The organism is Vibrio sp. B183, from assembly GCF_000740665.1.
GTDB lineage: Bacteria > Pseudomonadota > Gammaproteobacteria > Enterobacterales > Vibrionaceae > Vibrio > Vibrio coralliilyticus.
On the sequence record NZ_JPQB01000028.1, the window covers coordinates 1 to 15,761 of the forward strand.

Below are 15,761 nucleotides of genomic sequence, written 5' to 3' on the forward strand. Positions count from 1 at the left end.
TCGTGACCTCAACCTTGGCAAGGTTGCGCTCTACCAACTGAGCTAGTGTCGCATATTCTCATAAGGAGAATTGGTTGCGGAGGCTAGAATAGAATCGATAACCTTCGCTAGGTTTTATGAATGGCTGAGCCCGACGAGCTAGCGAATCACAACACCTTAAAATTTGGTTGCGGGGGCCGGATTTGAACCGACGACCTTCGGGTTATGAGCCCGACGAGCTACCAAGCTGCTCCACCCCGCGTCCGTATTGTCTCACCGTTAAGCACGATGACAGCTATAAATTTGGAGCGACACACGAGGTTCGAACTCGTGACCTCAACCTTGGCAAGGTTGCGCTCTACCAACTGAGCTAGTGTCGCTTTAACAACGTTTCCGTCGTTTAGGGCTGCGAATTATAAGAGCATTTTTTTGTGATGCAAGTCCTTCCTGCAAAAAAAAGGTGTTTTTTTTCTGTTTGATGAAAAAGCACACAGAATAGAAGTTTTTTCCATCTAAGTGAGGCTTTTCCATCATTACTCTTAATAGAAAGCCGTATTTTTTAGATGTTAAAAATTGTTTGGCGGTAGTACTTTAGCTCAGCAATTGACTCACGGATATCATCCAACGCCAAGTGACTACCTGTCTTAGAAAAGCCGTCTAATACTTCTGGTTTCCAACGACGGGTCAGCTCTTTAAGTGTACTGACGTCGATATAGCGGTAATGGAAGTACGTTTCCAGTTCAGGCATATGTTTGTATAGGAAGCGACGATCTTGACCCACACTGTTACCGCATATTGGCGACACACCCTTTGGTAACCACTGTTCCAGGAACTTAATAGTCTGACGAACTGCGTCCTGTTCTGTTACTTTACTGGCGCGGACTCGATCCACTAAGCCGCTGCCCGTATGAGTAGTCGTACACCACTCATCCATTTTTGCCAGCTCTTCTTCTGGTTGGTGGATGGCAAGTACCGGTCCTTCAGCTAAAATATTCAACTCACTATCCGTGACGATAGTGGCGATTTCGATGACTTTATGGGTTTCTGGATCTAAACCTGTCATCTCGAGATCAATCCAAATTAAATTTTGATCGCTAAAGGACATAAATCGTTGCCTATTGGTTTTATGCTAAAAGAGGTACTATACCCAAATTCTGATCCTCAGGATAGCTATCCTAGGATCCATCAAGATGATTAAAGTTAAGTAGACAATCGTGGCAAAGAAGAAAAAGCTAACCAAAGGTCAAGTCAGACGAGTTAGAAGTAACCAGAAACGTAAACTGGCAAAAGAGGATTCCGTTCAATGGGAAGAATCCATGCTGGGCGCAACTCAAAAAGGCCTGGTGATTACTCGTTTTGGTCAACATGCCGACATTGAAGACGCAGAAAGCGGTGAAATCCACCGTTGCAATTTGCGACGTGGTATCGAGACATTAGTCTCTGGCGACAAGGTTATCTGGCGTGCTGGTCTGGAATCAATGGAAGGCATAAACGGTGTTGTTGAAGCCGTAGAACCACGCAGCTCGGTTCTGACCCGCCCTGACTACTATGATGGTCTGAAACCAGTGGCAGCAAACGTCGATCAAATGGTCATCGTATCTTCTGTACTGCCAGAATTATCACTCAACATTATTGACCGCTACTTAGTCGCCTCTGAGACACTCAATATTGCCCCTCTTCTGGTGCTAAACAAAATTGACTTACTTAAAGAAGAGCAACGCAACCTATATCAAGAATGGCTGAGTGAGTACGAGCGTATCGGTTACAAAGTGCTGCTAGTCAGTAAACAGACTGGAGAAGGTATTGCAACACTGGAAGCCGAACTCAAAGATCGAACTAACATTTTTGTGGGTCAGTCTGGCGTCGGTAAATCGAGCCTGGTAAATGCATTAATGCCTGAGTTTAACGTTGAAGAAGGTGAGGTATCAGAAAACTCTGGTTTAGGTCAGCACACTACCACCGCTTCCCGACTTTATCACATCCCAACGGGCGGTGACCTGATTGACTCTCCTGGAGTACGTGAGTTTGGTTTGTGGCATTTGGAAGCTGAAGAAGTCACCAAAGCATTCGTTGAGTTCCGCAGCTACCTTGGCAGCTGTAAGTTCCGGGATTGTAAACACAACGATGACCCAGGATGCGTATTACGTGAAGCAGTAGAAAATGGTGAAATCAGTGAAGTTCGCTTTGAAAACTACCATCGCATCCTTGAAAGCATGGCCGAAGTCAAAGCCAACCGTCAGTACTCACGTAACAAAAAAGCCGATCTGTAACGGCTTCTTGCACAAATCATCAGCGCTTGATACTGACTTTACCGACAAATTTAAGTAGTATCTCGCGCCCAAAAGTAAGCAAACATACAGTTAGCATTGGAATTTATGACAATGGATAAGATTAAAGTTGGACTGCAGTACTGGATCCCTCAACACGGTTTGACCCGTTTGGTCGGTAAATTGGCATCCGCAAAAGCGGGCAGCCTAACCACTGCTGTTATTCGCTGGTTCATCAAGCAGTACAACGTCAATATGGACGAGGCCAAGCACTCTGATCCTAAGCATTTCAAAACCTTCAATGAGTTTTTTGTCCGTGAGCTGAAAGACGGTGCGCGCCCAATCACTGAAGGGGAAAGCATCATTACTCATCCAGCAGATGCTTGTGTCAGCCAGTTTGGTCCTATTCAGGATGGTAAACTCATTCAGGCAAAAGGCCATGATTTTACGGCTCAAGAATTACTGGGTGGTGACGCTGACCTTGCGGCTGAATTTGCCGATGGCGAATTTGCAACACTTTACCTTTCACCACGTGATTACCACCGAGTGCACATGCCTTGTGACGGTACACTTCGTCAGATGATCTATGTGCCGGGTGACCTGTTCTCGGTAAATCCTTTGACCGCAGAAAATGTACCAAACCTGTTCGCGCGTAATGAGCGCGTAGTGTGTATTTTCGACACCGAATTTGGCCCTATGGCTCAAGTGTTAGTCGGCGCGACCATCGTCGGTAGCATAGAACAAATCTGGGCAGGCACCGTCACTCCACCGCGTGGCAATACTGTCTACAAATGGGATTACCCAAGCAAAGGCGACAAAGCGGTCATCCTCAAAAAAGGTGAAGAGATGGGTCGATTTAAGCTTGGCTCAACGGTGATCAACCTATTTGCTAAAGATGCAATCAAGTTTGATGACTCTATGGCTAACGGCCACACAACTGTGATGGGGACACCCTACGCTCACCTTACCGCTCCAGAGCAAGAGCAAGAGCAAGAGCAAGAGCAAGAGCAAGAGCAAGAATAACCTCAACAGCCCCGATTTTTCGGGGCTTTTTTTGACCAGAAACAAACCTTACGCAACATTTCTTGATTGCATTCAAAAACTTCCATCTCAATCTAAGACCTTAATTTGGTTATTCTTTATTCTTAGCCGCAGAGTTTCGCTTTGAGGTTAAACCCTTATGCCTAAAATTGATCAAACGATAGTGATCAAATTACTGATTTGCTTTGGCTTACCTGTCGCGGTATTGATGATGCCGATTGATGCCATACCCATCGCAGATCTAACCTTAATACAGCATCGCCTGCTGGCAATATTTCTGCTTGCTGCCTTACTATGGGTACTTGAACCTGTTCCTGTCTTTGCCACCTCGATTCTGATCATTGCACTTGAGCTGATCATGATTTCCGATAAAGGTCTGCACTTGTTCCGTACACCACCAGCAGGGCACGATCTCGGCGAACTCATGCAATACACCGATATCTTCAGTGCGTTTTCCTCACCTATTATCATCCTGTTTATGGGTGGGTTTGCCTTAGCCATCGCCGCATCAAAATATGAGCTAGACAACAACCTCGCACGAGTCTTGTTGCGACCTTTTGGCCACCAGCCTAAATTCATCATGCTTGGATTGATGCTGATCACTGCCGTGTTCTCAATGTTCATGTCCAACACCGCTACTACTGTAATGATGCTGGCGCTACTTGGCCCGATCGTCGCTTCAGCTCCCAAAGGTGACATCGGCATCAAAGCACTCGTTTTATGTATACCAATTGCTGCCAATACTGGGGGCATCGCAACCCCTATCGGTACGCCACCTAACGCGATAGCTCTGCAATATCTAACCGGTGAAAACAGCATCGACTTTCTAAGCTGGATGATGATGGGCCTCCCCTTTGTCATTATTCAGCTGACGATCGCTTGGTTTTTGCTACAAAAGTTCTTCCCTTCCTCTCAGAAAACCATGACGCTCAAACTTGATGGGCAATTTCAACGCAACTGGCGCGCCATGGTGGTGTACACCACATTCGCCGCCACTATCTTGTTATGGATGACCACAAAAGTGCACGGGATGAACACTTATGTGGTCTCGATAATTCCACTCGCGATCTTCACCTTAACGGGCATTATGGGCAAAGCCGAACTGAAACAGATTAACTGGGATGTGTTGTGGCTGGTTGCAGGAGGTATCGCGATCGGTATTGGTTTGGACAAAACCGGATTGGCAGCCGCACTCGCACACGCGATCGATTATGAAGCCCTCTCACCTGTAGCTGTAGTAATTACCATGTCGATTGTGTGCTGGTTAATGGCCAACTTTATGTCCAACACCGCCACAGCTAACCTTTTGATGCCGATTGCAGCCGCTATTGGCGCTTCAATGGAAAGCCTCTCTTCCATGGGGGGATTGCAAGGATTGCTGGTCGTCGTCGCCTTCTCAGCCTCACTCGGTATGATTCTACCTGTCTCTACCCCACCAAACTCTCTGGCTTATTCGACGGGGCTTATTGAGAGTAAAGACATGGCTAAAACGGGCGTGATCATTGGTGTTATTGGTTTAATCATCGTCTATATTGCCGCCTTATTGCTGACTTAAGAGTGACCTCGGACTTCTTGCTCTATTAATGGGCAAGAAGTCACAATTCGGTAAAGAGGTACCACTTCATTGATATTCCACTCTCTGAATATCCATATAGATCAAATTTATATTTTAATAACTTCTATAACATCAGCCTGTTAAACCAACATTCATAGCTATTTCAGCAGTTCCTACGTGAATTTTCGCACTAACAGGGTGTAATCACTAATTCATACCAACACACTCTGATTTTCGATAGGTTGTCTCAGTATTAAGGAAAGGCAATGAGAAACACAATCAAGCTAAAGATCCAGATCGCTATCGCGATCATTATTGCGATTGTCTCCGGTGTCCAAGCTTGGATATCCGTCAGTCAGTTAAAACAAGAAACTACTTCTGCACTAAATAGTGAAATGACAAACGTCAGTCACGCGACTTCTCGCTATATCAGCGACTGGCTCTCCATCCGCAGCGACATGATGCTGGCAAATGAAACGAGTATTCTCAACTCGGACAATGCCGATAGAGAGATGCTGATCACTAAGCGGGCCGGTGGGTTCCTATCGGTTTATGCTGGCTTTGAGGACGGTTCTATCGCTTATGGTGACAAAACTGAAGACTGGCCAGCCAATTACGACCCTCGCACCCGCCCTTGGTATAAAGATGCTATGGCAACCAATGGATTGATTGTCACCGAACCCTATCAGGACTTTGATGGCAGCATCGTTATCAGCTTTGCTAAAGCCTTCAGTGGAAGCAAGAATGGTGTTCTCGCCGCCGATTTAACCGTCACCAGTATCATTGAAGAAGTCCTTAATGTGAGTTTGGACAACGATGGCTTCTCATTCTTGGTCGATGGCAATAACAACATCGTTGCTTATCAAGATGAAAAGCTGAGCCAGCAACCGTTGACCGAACTCAACCCACTACTGTCAGCGGATAAAGTCCAGCAGTTGGTCAACACCTCTTCTATTTCCACCGTCAGCTGGCCTGAACAGGGCGATAAACTGATATTTGTTGCCAATGTTCCTCATACTGATTGGTCACTCGGCATCGTCGTGGACAAGGATATGGCGTTTGCGTCAGTGACCGAGCAAATCCAGTTCACTGCGATTGCTTCAATCTTCCTTTACATTCTGATCGCATCCATCAGCACCTACGTTATCACTCGGTTGCTCAAGCCATTGCAAACGCTCTCAGCAGCCCTGTCACAATTGGCTCAGGGTGAAGGTGACTTAACTCAGAGAATCGAAGTTCGTCGTATGGACGAGATTGGCGAATTGGCTCAGCACGTCAACCAATTTCTGAGTCAGATGCAATCCATGCTCAGTGGCATTATTCATCACAGCCAGGAGCTTGCCGTTCAGGCTGAACAGGCCAATCAACTGTCGCAACAATCGTCACAGCAAGTGGAAACACAGCAAAACGACGTCAATCAGATCGCCACCGCTATCCACGAGATGTCCGCTACCGCTGCTGAAGTCGCCAGCCATGCGGAGCTGACCGCGAACGCCTCTCAAGGCTCCGCTTCTGCTTGTGAAGATGGTCAGCAAGTCATTGAGAAGAACCGTCAGGCTATTGTGGAACTGGCCGATCAGGTTTCGGCGGCATCCGGCATAATTTCCGAGCTGGAAAGCAATACACAGAGCATCAATCAAATCCTCTCCACCATTCGAGAAATCGCCGAGCAGACCAATTTGCTGGCACTCAACGCTGCAATCGAAGCTGCGCGAGCCGGTGAGCAAGGCCGTGGTTTTGCCGTCGTAGCGGACGAAGTCAGAGTATTGAGCCAACGCACACATGGTTCGACCGAAGAAATTCGCAACATGATTGAGACGTTGCAAAACAATACCAAACTGGCCGTCAACAGTATGGAGAGCAGTACCGCCTTAGCCGGTACCAGTGTAGATTACGCTCAGCAAGCGTATGAAAGTCTCAATACCATCACTTCTGCGATTACAGAAATCAATGACATGGCACTGCAAATTGCCAGCGCCGCAGAAGAACAACGTGCCGTTAGTGAAGACATCAGCCGCAATACTCAGGGGATTAAGGACGCGTCCGATATTCTCTCAGAACAGGCTATGCGTAGCAGCGAAAGTGCGACCAACATGTTTAACTCTGCGAATACTGTCCGAACTGAAGTGGAGCGTTTTAAAGTTTAGGCTTTGTTTCTAAAACCATTTAATGCATATTGTCAGCCTATTGATTTCTTTGTTCACAGGACGAACAACATATGGGATTCGAATGGCTGGCACTGGCTGCCGCTTTTCTCTGGGCGGTTGCCAGCCTGCTTTCTGTTGGCCCCGCTCAGCATCTTGGTACCTTTGCGTATAGCCGATGGAGAATGGGCTGTACTTCTGTCATTCTCGCCTCAATGGCGGGTTTCACCGGAGGCTGGGCGACCGTTGAAACAAGCGCTATCTCAGCCATGGCGCTGTCAGGACTGATTGGTATTTTTATCGGTGACACCGCACTGTTCGCTTGTTTGAATCGCATGGGCCCGCGCCAAGCTGGCTTGCTGTTTTCCTGTCATGCGGTATTTTCCGCCATACTCGGCTACTTCCTGTTTAGCGAAACCATGACGAGTATCGAACTTATCGGTTCCGCTCTGGTGTTTTCCGGCGTACTAACCGCTATCTTTTTTGGTCGCAAAGGGCAAAGTAATAATCACTTAGAATCCATAAAAGGCAATATCTGGTTGGGGATTGGTCTAGGGTTAGTTGCTGCGCTGTGCCAAGCACTCGGCGGCATTATCGCAAAACCGGTGATGCAAACGGCCATTGATCCTGTCGCGGCTTCCGCTATGCGGATGATGACGGCCTTTGCCGCTCACTGTGTCTTTTTCCTCAGTGGCGCGAAACTCGCTAAAGCAACACTACCAATGAATTTGCGCCTGTTTGCTATCACGGCGGTTAACGGCTTCCTCGCGATGGCCGTAGGTATGACACTTATCCTTTACGCATTGCAAGAAGGAAACGTCGGCATGGTTGCCCTACTTTCTTCTACTACCCCTATCATGCTGTTGCCGATACTTTGGATTTACACCAAGAAGCGCCCGAATCGATTCGCCTGGTTTGGCGCTATTCTAGCCGTTGTTGGCACGGGGTTATTAGTCAGCTAGCGGCTATTAGAACGATAGTTATAATCCACTTTATATTTGCTCTTAATGAGTGAAAATAATATTAACAAGACAGGAAAACAGACCAGAATCGAGTGCCACGCTAGGAATAAGGTGAAAGATAACAACGATATTTCACTAACAATATTTGATCTTATCCTACAGTTTTGGTTAAAAAGTGTAGTAAAATTACGCTAATTTGTTTTCTAAGTTACTTTGAAATTTGACGAGGACATCACTATGTCAGCTAAGAAGCCTTTGGCTCTAGTCATTCTTGACGGCTACGGCCACCGTGAAGATACTGCAAGCAACGCAATCGCGAACGCAAAAACGCCAGTTATCGACGGTCTGCTTGCCAATAACCCAAACACACTGATCTCAGCTTCTGGCCTAGACGTTGGTCTTCCTGACGGTCAGATGGGTAACTCTGAAGTCGGTCATACCAACATCGGCGCTGGTCGCGTGGTCTATCAAGATCTGACTCGTATCACTAAATCTATCGCCGATGGTGAATTTGCAGACACGCCGGCATTAGTAGAAGCCATTGACTCAGCCGTAAAAGCTGGCAAAGCGGTTCACCTAATGGGTCTGATGTCTCCAGGTGGCGTTCATTCTCACGAAGATCACATCTACGCAGCCATTGAAATGGCAGCAGCTCGCGGCGCTGAGAAAATCTACCTACACTGCTTCCTAGACGGCCGTGACACACCACCACGTAGTGCTGAAAACTCACTACAACGTTTCCAAGACCTATTTGCGAAACTTGGTAAGGGTCGTGTCGCCTCTCTCGTTGGTCGTTACTACGCAATGGACCGTGACAACAACTGGGATCGCGTTCAAGTCGCTTACGATCTTCTAACTCAAGCAAAAGCGGAATTCACAGCAGAAACAGCAGTTGCAGGTCTGGCTGCGGCTTATGCTCGTGACGAAAACGACGAGTTCGTTAAAGCAACAGCAATCAAAGCAGAAGGTCAAGAAGACGCTATCATGCAAGATGGCGATGCGGTTATCTTCATGAACTACCGTGCAGACCGTGCACGTCAAATCACTCGTGCATTCGTACCTGCATTTGACGGCTTCGAGCGCGCTGTATTCCCAGCAATCAACTTCGTGATGCTGACTCAATACGCAGCTGATATCCCGCTAGCGATTGCCTTCCCACCAGCGTCTTTAGAAAACACATACGGTGAGTGGCTATCTAAGCAAGGTCAAACTCAGCTACGTATCTCTGAAACAGAGAAATACGCGCACGTAACCTTCTTCTTCAACGGTGGTATTGAGAACGAATTCGAAGGCGAAGAGCGTCAACTTGTTGCTTCTCCAAAAGTAGCAACTTACGATATGCAGCCAGAAATGAGCTCTCCAGAACTAACTGAGAAGATGGTTGCGGCTATCAAGTCTGGTAAGTACGACACTATAATCTGTAACTACCCGAACGCAGATATGGTTGGCCACACTGGTGTTTATGAAGCAGCCGAAAAAGCGATCGAAGCACTGGACGAAAGCGTTGGTAAAGTGGCGGAAGCCATCAAAGAAGTGGGCGGTCAGCTACTGATCACTGCAGACCACGGTAACGCAGAAATGATGATCGACCCAGAAACGGGTGGCATCCACACTGCTCACACTAACCTACCAGTACCGCTAATCTACGTTGGTGACAAAGCGGTTGAGTTCAAAGAAGGCGGTAAACTGTCTGACCTTGCTCCAACCATGCTTTCTCTAGCCGGCATAGAAATCCCTGCAGAAATGTCTGGTGAAGTGCTAGTTAAGTAAGTCGCCAATCTTCAAATCTCGAAAGCCCGGGCTCACGCTCGGGCTTTTTTATTTCTCCACCAACAAGTTTTGACATTACTCTTTCTTCAAAGGAATGTGTTTGGGTATACTGACTTTCTCTCAAAGACTTAGGACAGACTTTTCACATGGCAACACGACGACAAGGACGACTAACAGCTTTTCCAAAGCTCTCTGCATTCGTATTGATTGTTGCCTCGACACTGGCTTTCCCTAGTTGGTCTTCATCGCCTTCAGAATTAAAAGGCGTCAGTAGTGAAATCTCACGTCAAAGACAAGCGTTAACTTCACAACAGAAAAAACTCGATTCCCTACAACAGTCTCTCAAAAAGCAGGAACTGGGTATCGTACGTCTTGAGAAAGAAATCAAAGAAGCCAAATCGTCGTTGAGTAAAACCAACGCCAGTATCGCTTCGTTAGAGAAAAAGATTTCTTCACTAAGAGTACAAAGACAGCAGCAAAGCGAAAAACTCGCTGAGCTACTTCAAACCTATTATGTTACCCAGCGCGCCAAGTCTTCTGCCAGCATTCTTAACCAAGGCGTCGAAGAGGACAGAATCAGCCAATATTTCCAACACTTAGCCAAACAACGAGCGCTCACGATTGAAGAGTTGGAAACGACCGTCAATCAGCTCGCGGAAAGTGAAACGCAGCTCAAGCTAGAGAAGCAGCAAATCACTAAATTGATCGCGCAGCAGAATCAAAAGCGCAAGCAATTGACGAAAGAGCAATCCAAGCGAAAAGGCACCGTCAGTAACATCAAAAAGAACATCACCAGTGATAAGGTCTACCTGTCAGAGCTGCAGCGCAATGAAACACGCTTAAAAGCTGAGATTGCCAAAGCGGCTAAAGCCGCGAAAGCAGCCAAACTCAATGCGGTTCCCATGGACGGTTTAGCGAAACGCAAAGGTCGATTACCGTGGCCGCTTAAAGGCAAAATTCTCCACAACTACGGCTCGCGCCAAACGGGTCAGATAAACTGGAAAGGGATGGTGATTGACGCCAATTACGGTCAGTCAGTGAAAGCTGTCTACTCTGGCACTGTCGTATTTTCAGACTACCTCAGAGGATATGGTTTGGTGATTCTGCTAGACCACGGAAAAGGCGACATGACCTTGTATGGCTTTAACCAAAGCTTACTGAAAAAAGAAGGGGACAAAGTGTCCGCGGGCGAGACCATCGCATTGGCCGGCGACACAGGTGGTCAGCCACAAGCATCACTTTACTTTGAAATTCGACGCAATAGTAAAACTCAAAACCCTAAGGGTTGGCTGACAAGATAACCTCGTTTGTTCTCGCAAGACTAAGCGTAGTAGGCCTCCACAGCTTGAATAAACTCATTAACCTGCTCTCTAGCTAAAGCGTTGATTCCCGCCGCCGCTGCACGACCGCCACCCGTCGCAAACTGAGCACATACATCTCCCGCTCCTTGCTTATTATTCAGCGGCGCACGTAAGGAAACGGTATAGCTCCCATCCGCATTCTCGGAAAGTACAGCATGCGCACGATCTGGGGTTTGATTCGCCAGCCAGTTGCCGTAAACGCCACTGATACGTCGTGAAGAAGCATGGTTAGGCAGCTCAAACACACCCAACACATCACTTTGATAAGAAGCTTGAACTGCGAGCGCCTTATCCATATCACTTTGATACGCTGATTTGAGAGTATGATAAGGAGAGCGTTGATCAGCAATAACAGCAAAAGGATCATCATATGCCAAAAGGTGCTTAAACAACTGAGCAGGGTCAAAATGCAGATCCGCCAGCTCAGCCCCATAGCCATTGTAGTTAACTAATGTCCCCAGCTCTTTCAACTGCTCTTTCTGTTCATCGGTGAGGCCAGCTCTGCCAGCCAGCTCATCCGCTTTTGCAATCAAGTTATCACCGTATGCAGCAGTTATCGCCCATAAGTGAAAACGACCTTGCAGCAACTCATCCACAATCAAGGCGGTACAGGTATTGGCCTCTAAGTTAATGTGAGCATCGAGGTTGGTGGACTGTGGAATATCGCCGGACTTGTGATGGTCGGCATAGAATACCTGAGCACCTGCGGCAAGAATCGTTTCTAAACTCGCCTTATTTTTCTCCATCGAGATATCCAGTACGGTGACGGAATCACTCGCCTGGCAATTAAGGGAATCGAGCAGTTTGATATCACGTTTAACGCCGGTGATCAGAGTCGACGTTTTGGGTTCAGCCAAACGCAGCTGAAGAAGCGCGATAATGCCATCCGCATCACCATTGAACACATCGTAGTGCATAAACAAAAACCCCTTAAAATATCTTTAGATACTTTAAGGGGTTAGCCTTATTTCAACAATCGCATTTGGTTATGGTTAAGCATGAATTGCTTTAACGCCATCTTCCAGCAACTGTAATTGTTCAAGACCTTGTATGGTAGCTTTAGGCTTCACCACGGCGATCATTTGCAGCATTCCTTGATGAATCACCTGCTCTGTGATCTGAGTTTTTGGCGACATGGCAGCACGGTAACCCAGCCAGCTGGACGCAATCAGATGCAAAGTGGTCACCAGAGGTTTCATCTCATTCTCTTCAACTTTCAACAGTTCCAGCTCAACAAAGGCACGCATAATATTGATTAGATTGGTTTGCAGCTTTTCCTGTACCTGAATGTAGTCATCATGCAATTGATCATCACGCTGGAGAATTTCTGGCAAGTTGGCGTAGAAAAATCGGTACTTCCACATCAGATTGAAGATAGAGTCTAGATAATGCTTGAGCAGCACTAGGCTTTCTTGTTGACCATGAATTGGCGAAAATCGCTCTAACAGCTCATTAGAATAAAGCGCAAAAATTTCACGAACGATTTCTTGTTTGTTGCGGAAGTGGTAGTAAAGGTTGCCCGGACTAATGTCTATATGTGCTGCAATATGGTTAGTGGTGATATTACGCTCACCGTGTTCATTAAATAGATCCAATGCGGCAAGCACTATTTTGTCGCGTGTCTTCATTCGTTTTCCGTACCCTCTTCCATTAATATTATCAGTATAACTGAGTATATTAACCAATAACAAAAAAGCGCCTGATTAGACCAGGCGCTTTCATCGGTTTCTTAGTTATTTGTGGTACGGCTTGGATAACTCATGAACCGCTTCAACAAACACACCAGCATTTTCAGGCGGTACATCGAGGTGAATACCATGGCCAAGGTTAAATACGTGGCCTGTACCTGCGTCACCAAAGCCTTCTAGGATGGTCGCAACCTCTTCACGGATACGTTCTGGTGAAGCGTAAAGCATCGATGGATCCATATTGCCTTGCAGCGCCACTTTATCACCCACACGCTTAACCGCATCTTGGATGTTGATCGTCCAGTCCAAACCAACAGCATCACAGCCAGTCGCAGCGATTTGCTCTAGCCACATGCCACCGTTCTTAGTGAACAGAGTAACAGGAACACGGCGGCCATCGTTCTCACGAATCAAGCCATCGACGATTTTATGCATGTACTGTAGCGAGAACAGGTTGTAATCACGTGGCGTTAAGACACCGCCCCAAGTATCAAAAACCATTACCGACTGGGCACCCGCTTTGATTTGTGCGTTTAGGTACTCAATAACGCTGTCTGCGAGTTTATCCAGTAGCAGATGCAGCGTCTGTGGTTCTGCGTACATCATCTTCTTGATCTTAGTGAAGGCTTTTGAGCTGGCACCTTCAACCATGTAAGTTGCCAGAGTCCATGGGCTACCAGAGAAACCAATCAAAGGTACATCACCGTTCAAATCTTTACGGATCTGACGCACTGCATTCATTACGTACTTCAGTTCACCTTCTGGATCAGGAATGCCAATTTTCTCAACATCCGCTTTGCAGGTAATCGGCTTATCAAATACCGGGCCTTCACCCGCAGCAAAACGGAGTTCTAACCCCATTGCATCCGGGATAGTTAGGATGTCAGAGAACAAAATGGCAGCATCAAGTGGAAAACGGCGCAGTGGCTGCAGCGTGACTTCTGACGCCAGCTCTGCATTCTTACACAAAGACATGAAATCGCCCGCTTCAGCACGGGTCGCTTTATATTCAGGTAGGTATCGTCCTGCCTGACGCATCATCCATACTGGCGTGTAATCCACAGGCTGCTTTAAAAGCGCACGCAGATAACGATCATTTTTTAATTCAGTCATTCCGTCTTTCCAACTATTCGGCTTCTATTTAGGGGCGCTATTCTAACACTGTTTTCCATGCAAAAGCTGTGTGCTTTGCAACCTAGATCAAGTTATTAACTTTTAAATCAGTGCTTAATTTGCACCCAATCATCAAGAGTGTTAAAAATTTGTTTGCTAGCGAAAACAACAATTATAACCTGAGTACTCGCTACTCAGCATCTCATAACGACATCTTACTTACCCCCTCCCTATCGGAGGGTTTTTTTTGTCTATAAATCAGTGAATTAATCCATCTCATCCAGAGTTTGTTGAATCAAGGATCGCGCGATGGTTCCTTCTGGTGCCACCAGCGGTAAGTCGTCCGCGCTAAACCACTGCGCGTCACTCAATTCACTGTAATCCGGCTTCAACTCTCCACCTTGATAGTCCGCCAGAAATCCCATCATCAGGCTGGACGGGAACGCCCAAGGCTGGCTGCCAAAATAACGAATGTTTGCCACATCGATACCGGTCTCTTCTTTCACCTCTCGAGCCACACACTGTTCAAGTGTTTCCCCAACCTCAACAAAGCCTGCAATCACGGTGTACATACCATTACGGTGTCTTGGATGCTGCGCTAGAAGAATTTGGTCGCCGTTGCGCACGGCAACAATGATGCACGGAAAAATACGCGGATAGTGTAACGTTCGACAGTCACCACACTGCATGGCGATTTGGTTGTGATTGAGATGGTTTCGGCCACCACATATCGGACAAAAGCGCAGTGTTTGTGTCATATGACCATACTGAACGGCTTTGCTAATCAGCAGAAACAATGGCTCGGGTAGATCTAAACAATCTCTCAACGACGTCAGTGGTAGTTCTTGCTCTAGCTCCTGAGCATTGAGCCACATGACTGGCAAGCCCTTGTAATTTCCAATCTTTATCGCATTTTCTTCAGGCAAATTAAACGCCTTCGCCGCACCACAAGGTAATGCATGGTCCACCAGCCAAGCCTCACTGCCTGATACAACACACCAATAAGCATTGCTCGTACGGTTCGTGTCACTGTTCTTTAACATTACCCTTCCTCTTCGCTTGCAGTTCATTCATTTTACTGGCAATCTAATTTCATACCAGAGTTTGTAGTGGAACAATTTTCTGGCTATAAATTCTAGTAAGGACAAGAGGTTGTATCTCTAGAATGGCTTTGCAAAGCAAAGCGTAATGATCACCGGAACTGTGATCCGATCATGAGGGCATGGTCATGCTGAATAAATTCAAACAAACACAAGAACAGTGGGGTGGCTCAAGTGAAGTCATCGATCATTGGTTAGAAACTCGCCAGTCACTTATTGTCGAATATTGCCAGTTAGGCTCTCTTCAGCCAGCGAATGGGCACGCTAACGTAGTTGAACTCCCTTCCCCGAAACAAATCAGCTCTTTTTGCAATCACGTCGTTGATTATATTTCCGAAGGCCATTTCAAAATTTACGATATGGTGATGGAAAAGTGGCAGGCTACAGGCTTTAAAACCAATAACGAGATTGACACCACCTACGCAAAAATCGTGTTAACCACCGAGCCTTTACTTGAGTTTAATGACAAGTACGTCAGCGTTAGTGCAGACGATGAGCTTCCTGATTTCGAAGTAGATATGTCAAAAGTTGGCGAACTACTCGAAGTGCGATTTGAAGTTGAAGATAATCTGATCCAGCTTATTGCCGATAGTCTAGCGATACCGCCAGGCGCTTAAAAAAGAGATTAGTGAGGGTTGACGTAAAGTCAGCCCTTTTTGCTTAGTAACGTTTCGTTGTGGATGCGGGATAAGGGCACTCTCGCAGGCCAAAGCCCGTTCCAGCTTCCCATAGGACGCAGTTCGTTCCCTCCTCTCTCCAAAAGTAAAAATCCACCTGCATA

13 protein-coding genes and 2 tRNA genes are annotated in these 15,761 nt (G+C 46.7%); 8 read left to right on the top strand and 7 right to left on the bottom strand.

Features of this window, described 5'->3' with window-relative positions; genetic code table 11:
* Positions 1–164 precede the first annotated feature (164 nt).
* From IX95_RS23440 to orn, 3 genes are all read right to left on the bottom strand, one after another.
* Positions 165–241 (bottom strand) — tRNA-Met (locus tag IX95_RS23440).
* 42 nt (positions 242–283) lie between these two features.
* Positions 284–359, bottom strand: a tRNA-Gly gene (locus IX95_RS23445).
* A gap of 179 nt (positions 360–538) precedes the next feature.
* Complete coding sequence (gene orn / locus IX95_RS23450; RefSeq protein WP_038164436.1) at positions 539–1,084, bottom strand: oligoribonuclease; 546 nt, start codon at positions 1,082–1,084, stop codon at positions 539–541.
* A gap of 109 nt (positions 1,085–1,193) precedes the next feature.
* On the opposite strand from orn, the gene rsgA reads away from it, so the two are divergent.
* The 7 genes from rsgA to IX95_RS23485 all read left to right on the top strand — a co-directional run bounded on the left by rsgA (position 1,194) and on the right by IX95_RS23485 (position 11,019).
* A complete protein-coding gene (gene rsgA / locus IX95_RS23455; RefSeq protein WP_038164437.1) occupies positions 1,194–2,249 on the top strand; it encodes a small ribosomal subunit biogenesis GTPase RsgA in 1,056 nt (351 codons plus the stop codon).
* 111 nt (positions 2,250–2,360) lie between these two features.
* Positions 2,361–3,269, top strand: a complete 909-nt coding sequence (gene asd / locus IX95_RS23460) for an archaetidylserine decarboxylase (RefSeq protein ID WP_038164438.1) — start codon at positions 2,361–2,363, stop codon at positions 3,267–3,269.
* A gap of 157 nt (positions 3,270–3,426) precedes the next feature.
* The gene (locus IX95_RS23465; RefSeq protein ID WP_038164440.1) at positions 3,427–4,842 is read left to right on the top strand and encodes an SLC13 family permease; all 1,416 of its coding nucleotides are present in this window, start codon (positions 3,427–3,429) and stop codon (positions 4,840–4,842) included.
* Between the two features lie 266 nt (positions 4,843–5,108).
* A complete protein-coding gene (locus IX95_RS23470) occupies positions 5,109–6,989 on the top strand; it encodes a methyl-accepting chemotaxis protein (RefSeq protein WP_038164442.1) in 1,881 nt (626 codons plus the stop codon).
* 71 nt (positions 6,990–7,060) lie between these two features.
* Positions 7,061–7,948 carry a DMT family transporter gene (locus IX95_RS23475; RefSeq protein WP_038164444.1) on the top strand — a complete coding sequence of 296 codons (888 nt, stop codon included), beginning with the start codon at positions 7,061–7,063 and terminating at the stop codon, positions 7,946–7,948.
* 237 nt (positions 7,949–8,185) lie between these two features.
* On the top strand, positions 8,186–9,718 hold the full coding sequence (gene gpmM, locus IX95_RS23480) for a 2,3-bisphosphoglycerate-independent phosphoglycerate mutase (protein ID WP_038164447.1): 1,533 nt from the start codon (positions 8,186–8,188) through the stop codon (positions 9,716–9,718).
* Positions 9,719–9,864: 146 nt separating this feature from the next.
* Positions 9,865–11,019, top strand: a complete 1,155-nt coding sequence (locus tag IX95_RS23485) for a murein hydrolase activator EnvC family protein (RefSeq protein ID WP_038164449.1) — start codon at positions 9,865–9,867, stop codon at positions 11,017–11,019.
* A gap of 20 nt (positions 11,020–11,039) precedes the next feature.
* Here IX95_RS23485 and IX95_RS23490 read toward each other — a convergent pair whose 3' ends face one another.
* From IX95_RS23490 to nudC, 4 genes are all read right to left on the bottom strand, one after another.
* Positions 11,040–11,996, bottom strand: coding sequence for a DHHA1 domain-containing protein (locus IX95_RS23490; protein ID WP_038164451.1), 957 nt, complete (start codon positions 11,994–11,996; stop codon positions 11,040–11,042).
* Between the two features lie 75 nt (positions 11,997–12,071).
* The gene (locus IX95_RS23495) at positions 12,072–12,707 is read right to left on the bottom strand and encodes a TetR/AcrR family transcriptional regulator (protein ID WP_038164453.1); all 636 of its coding nucleotides are present in this window, start codon (positions 12,705–12,707) and stop codon (positions 12,072–12,074) included.
* A gap of 105 nt (positions 12,708–12,812) precedes the next feature.
* Complete coding sequence (gene hemE / locus IX95_RS23500) at positions 12,813–13,880, bottom strand: uroporphyrinogen decarboxylase (RefSeq protein ID WP_038164455.1); 1,068 nt, start codon at positions 13,878–13,880, stop codon at positions 12,813–12,815.
* Positions 13,881–14,146: 266 nt separating this feature from the next.
* Positions 14,147–14,923 (bottom strand): NAD(+) diphosphatase, encoded by a 777-nt coding sequence (nudC, locus tag IX95_RS23505; RefSeq protein WP_038164457.1) that lies wholly within the window; start codon positions 14,921–14,923, stop codon positions 14,147–14,149.
* 179 nt (positions 14,924–15,102) lie between these two features.
* On the opposite strand from nudC, the gene IX95_RS23510 reads away from it, so the two are divergent.
* Positions 15,103–15,597, top strand: a complete 495-nt coding sequence (locus IX95_RS23510) for an Rsd/AlgQ family anti-sigma factor (RefSeq protein WP_006957110.1) — start codon at positions 15,103–15,105, stop codon at positions 15,595–15,597.
* The last annotated feature ends 164 nt before the right edge of the window (positions 15,598–15,761 follow it).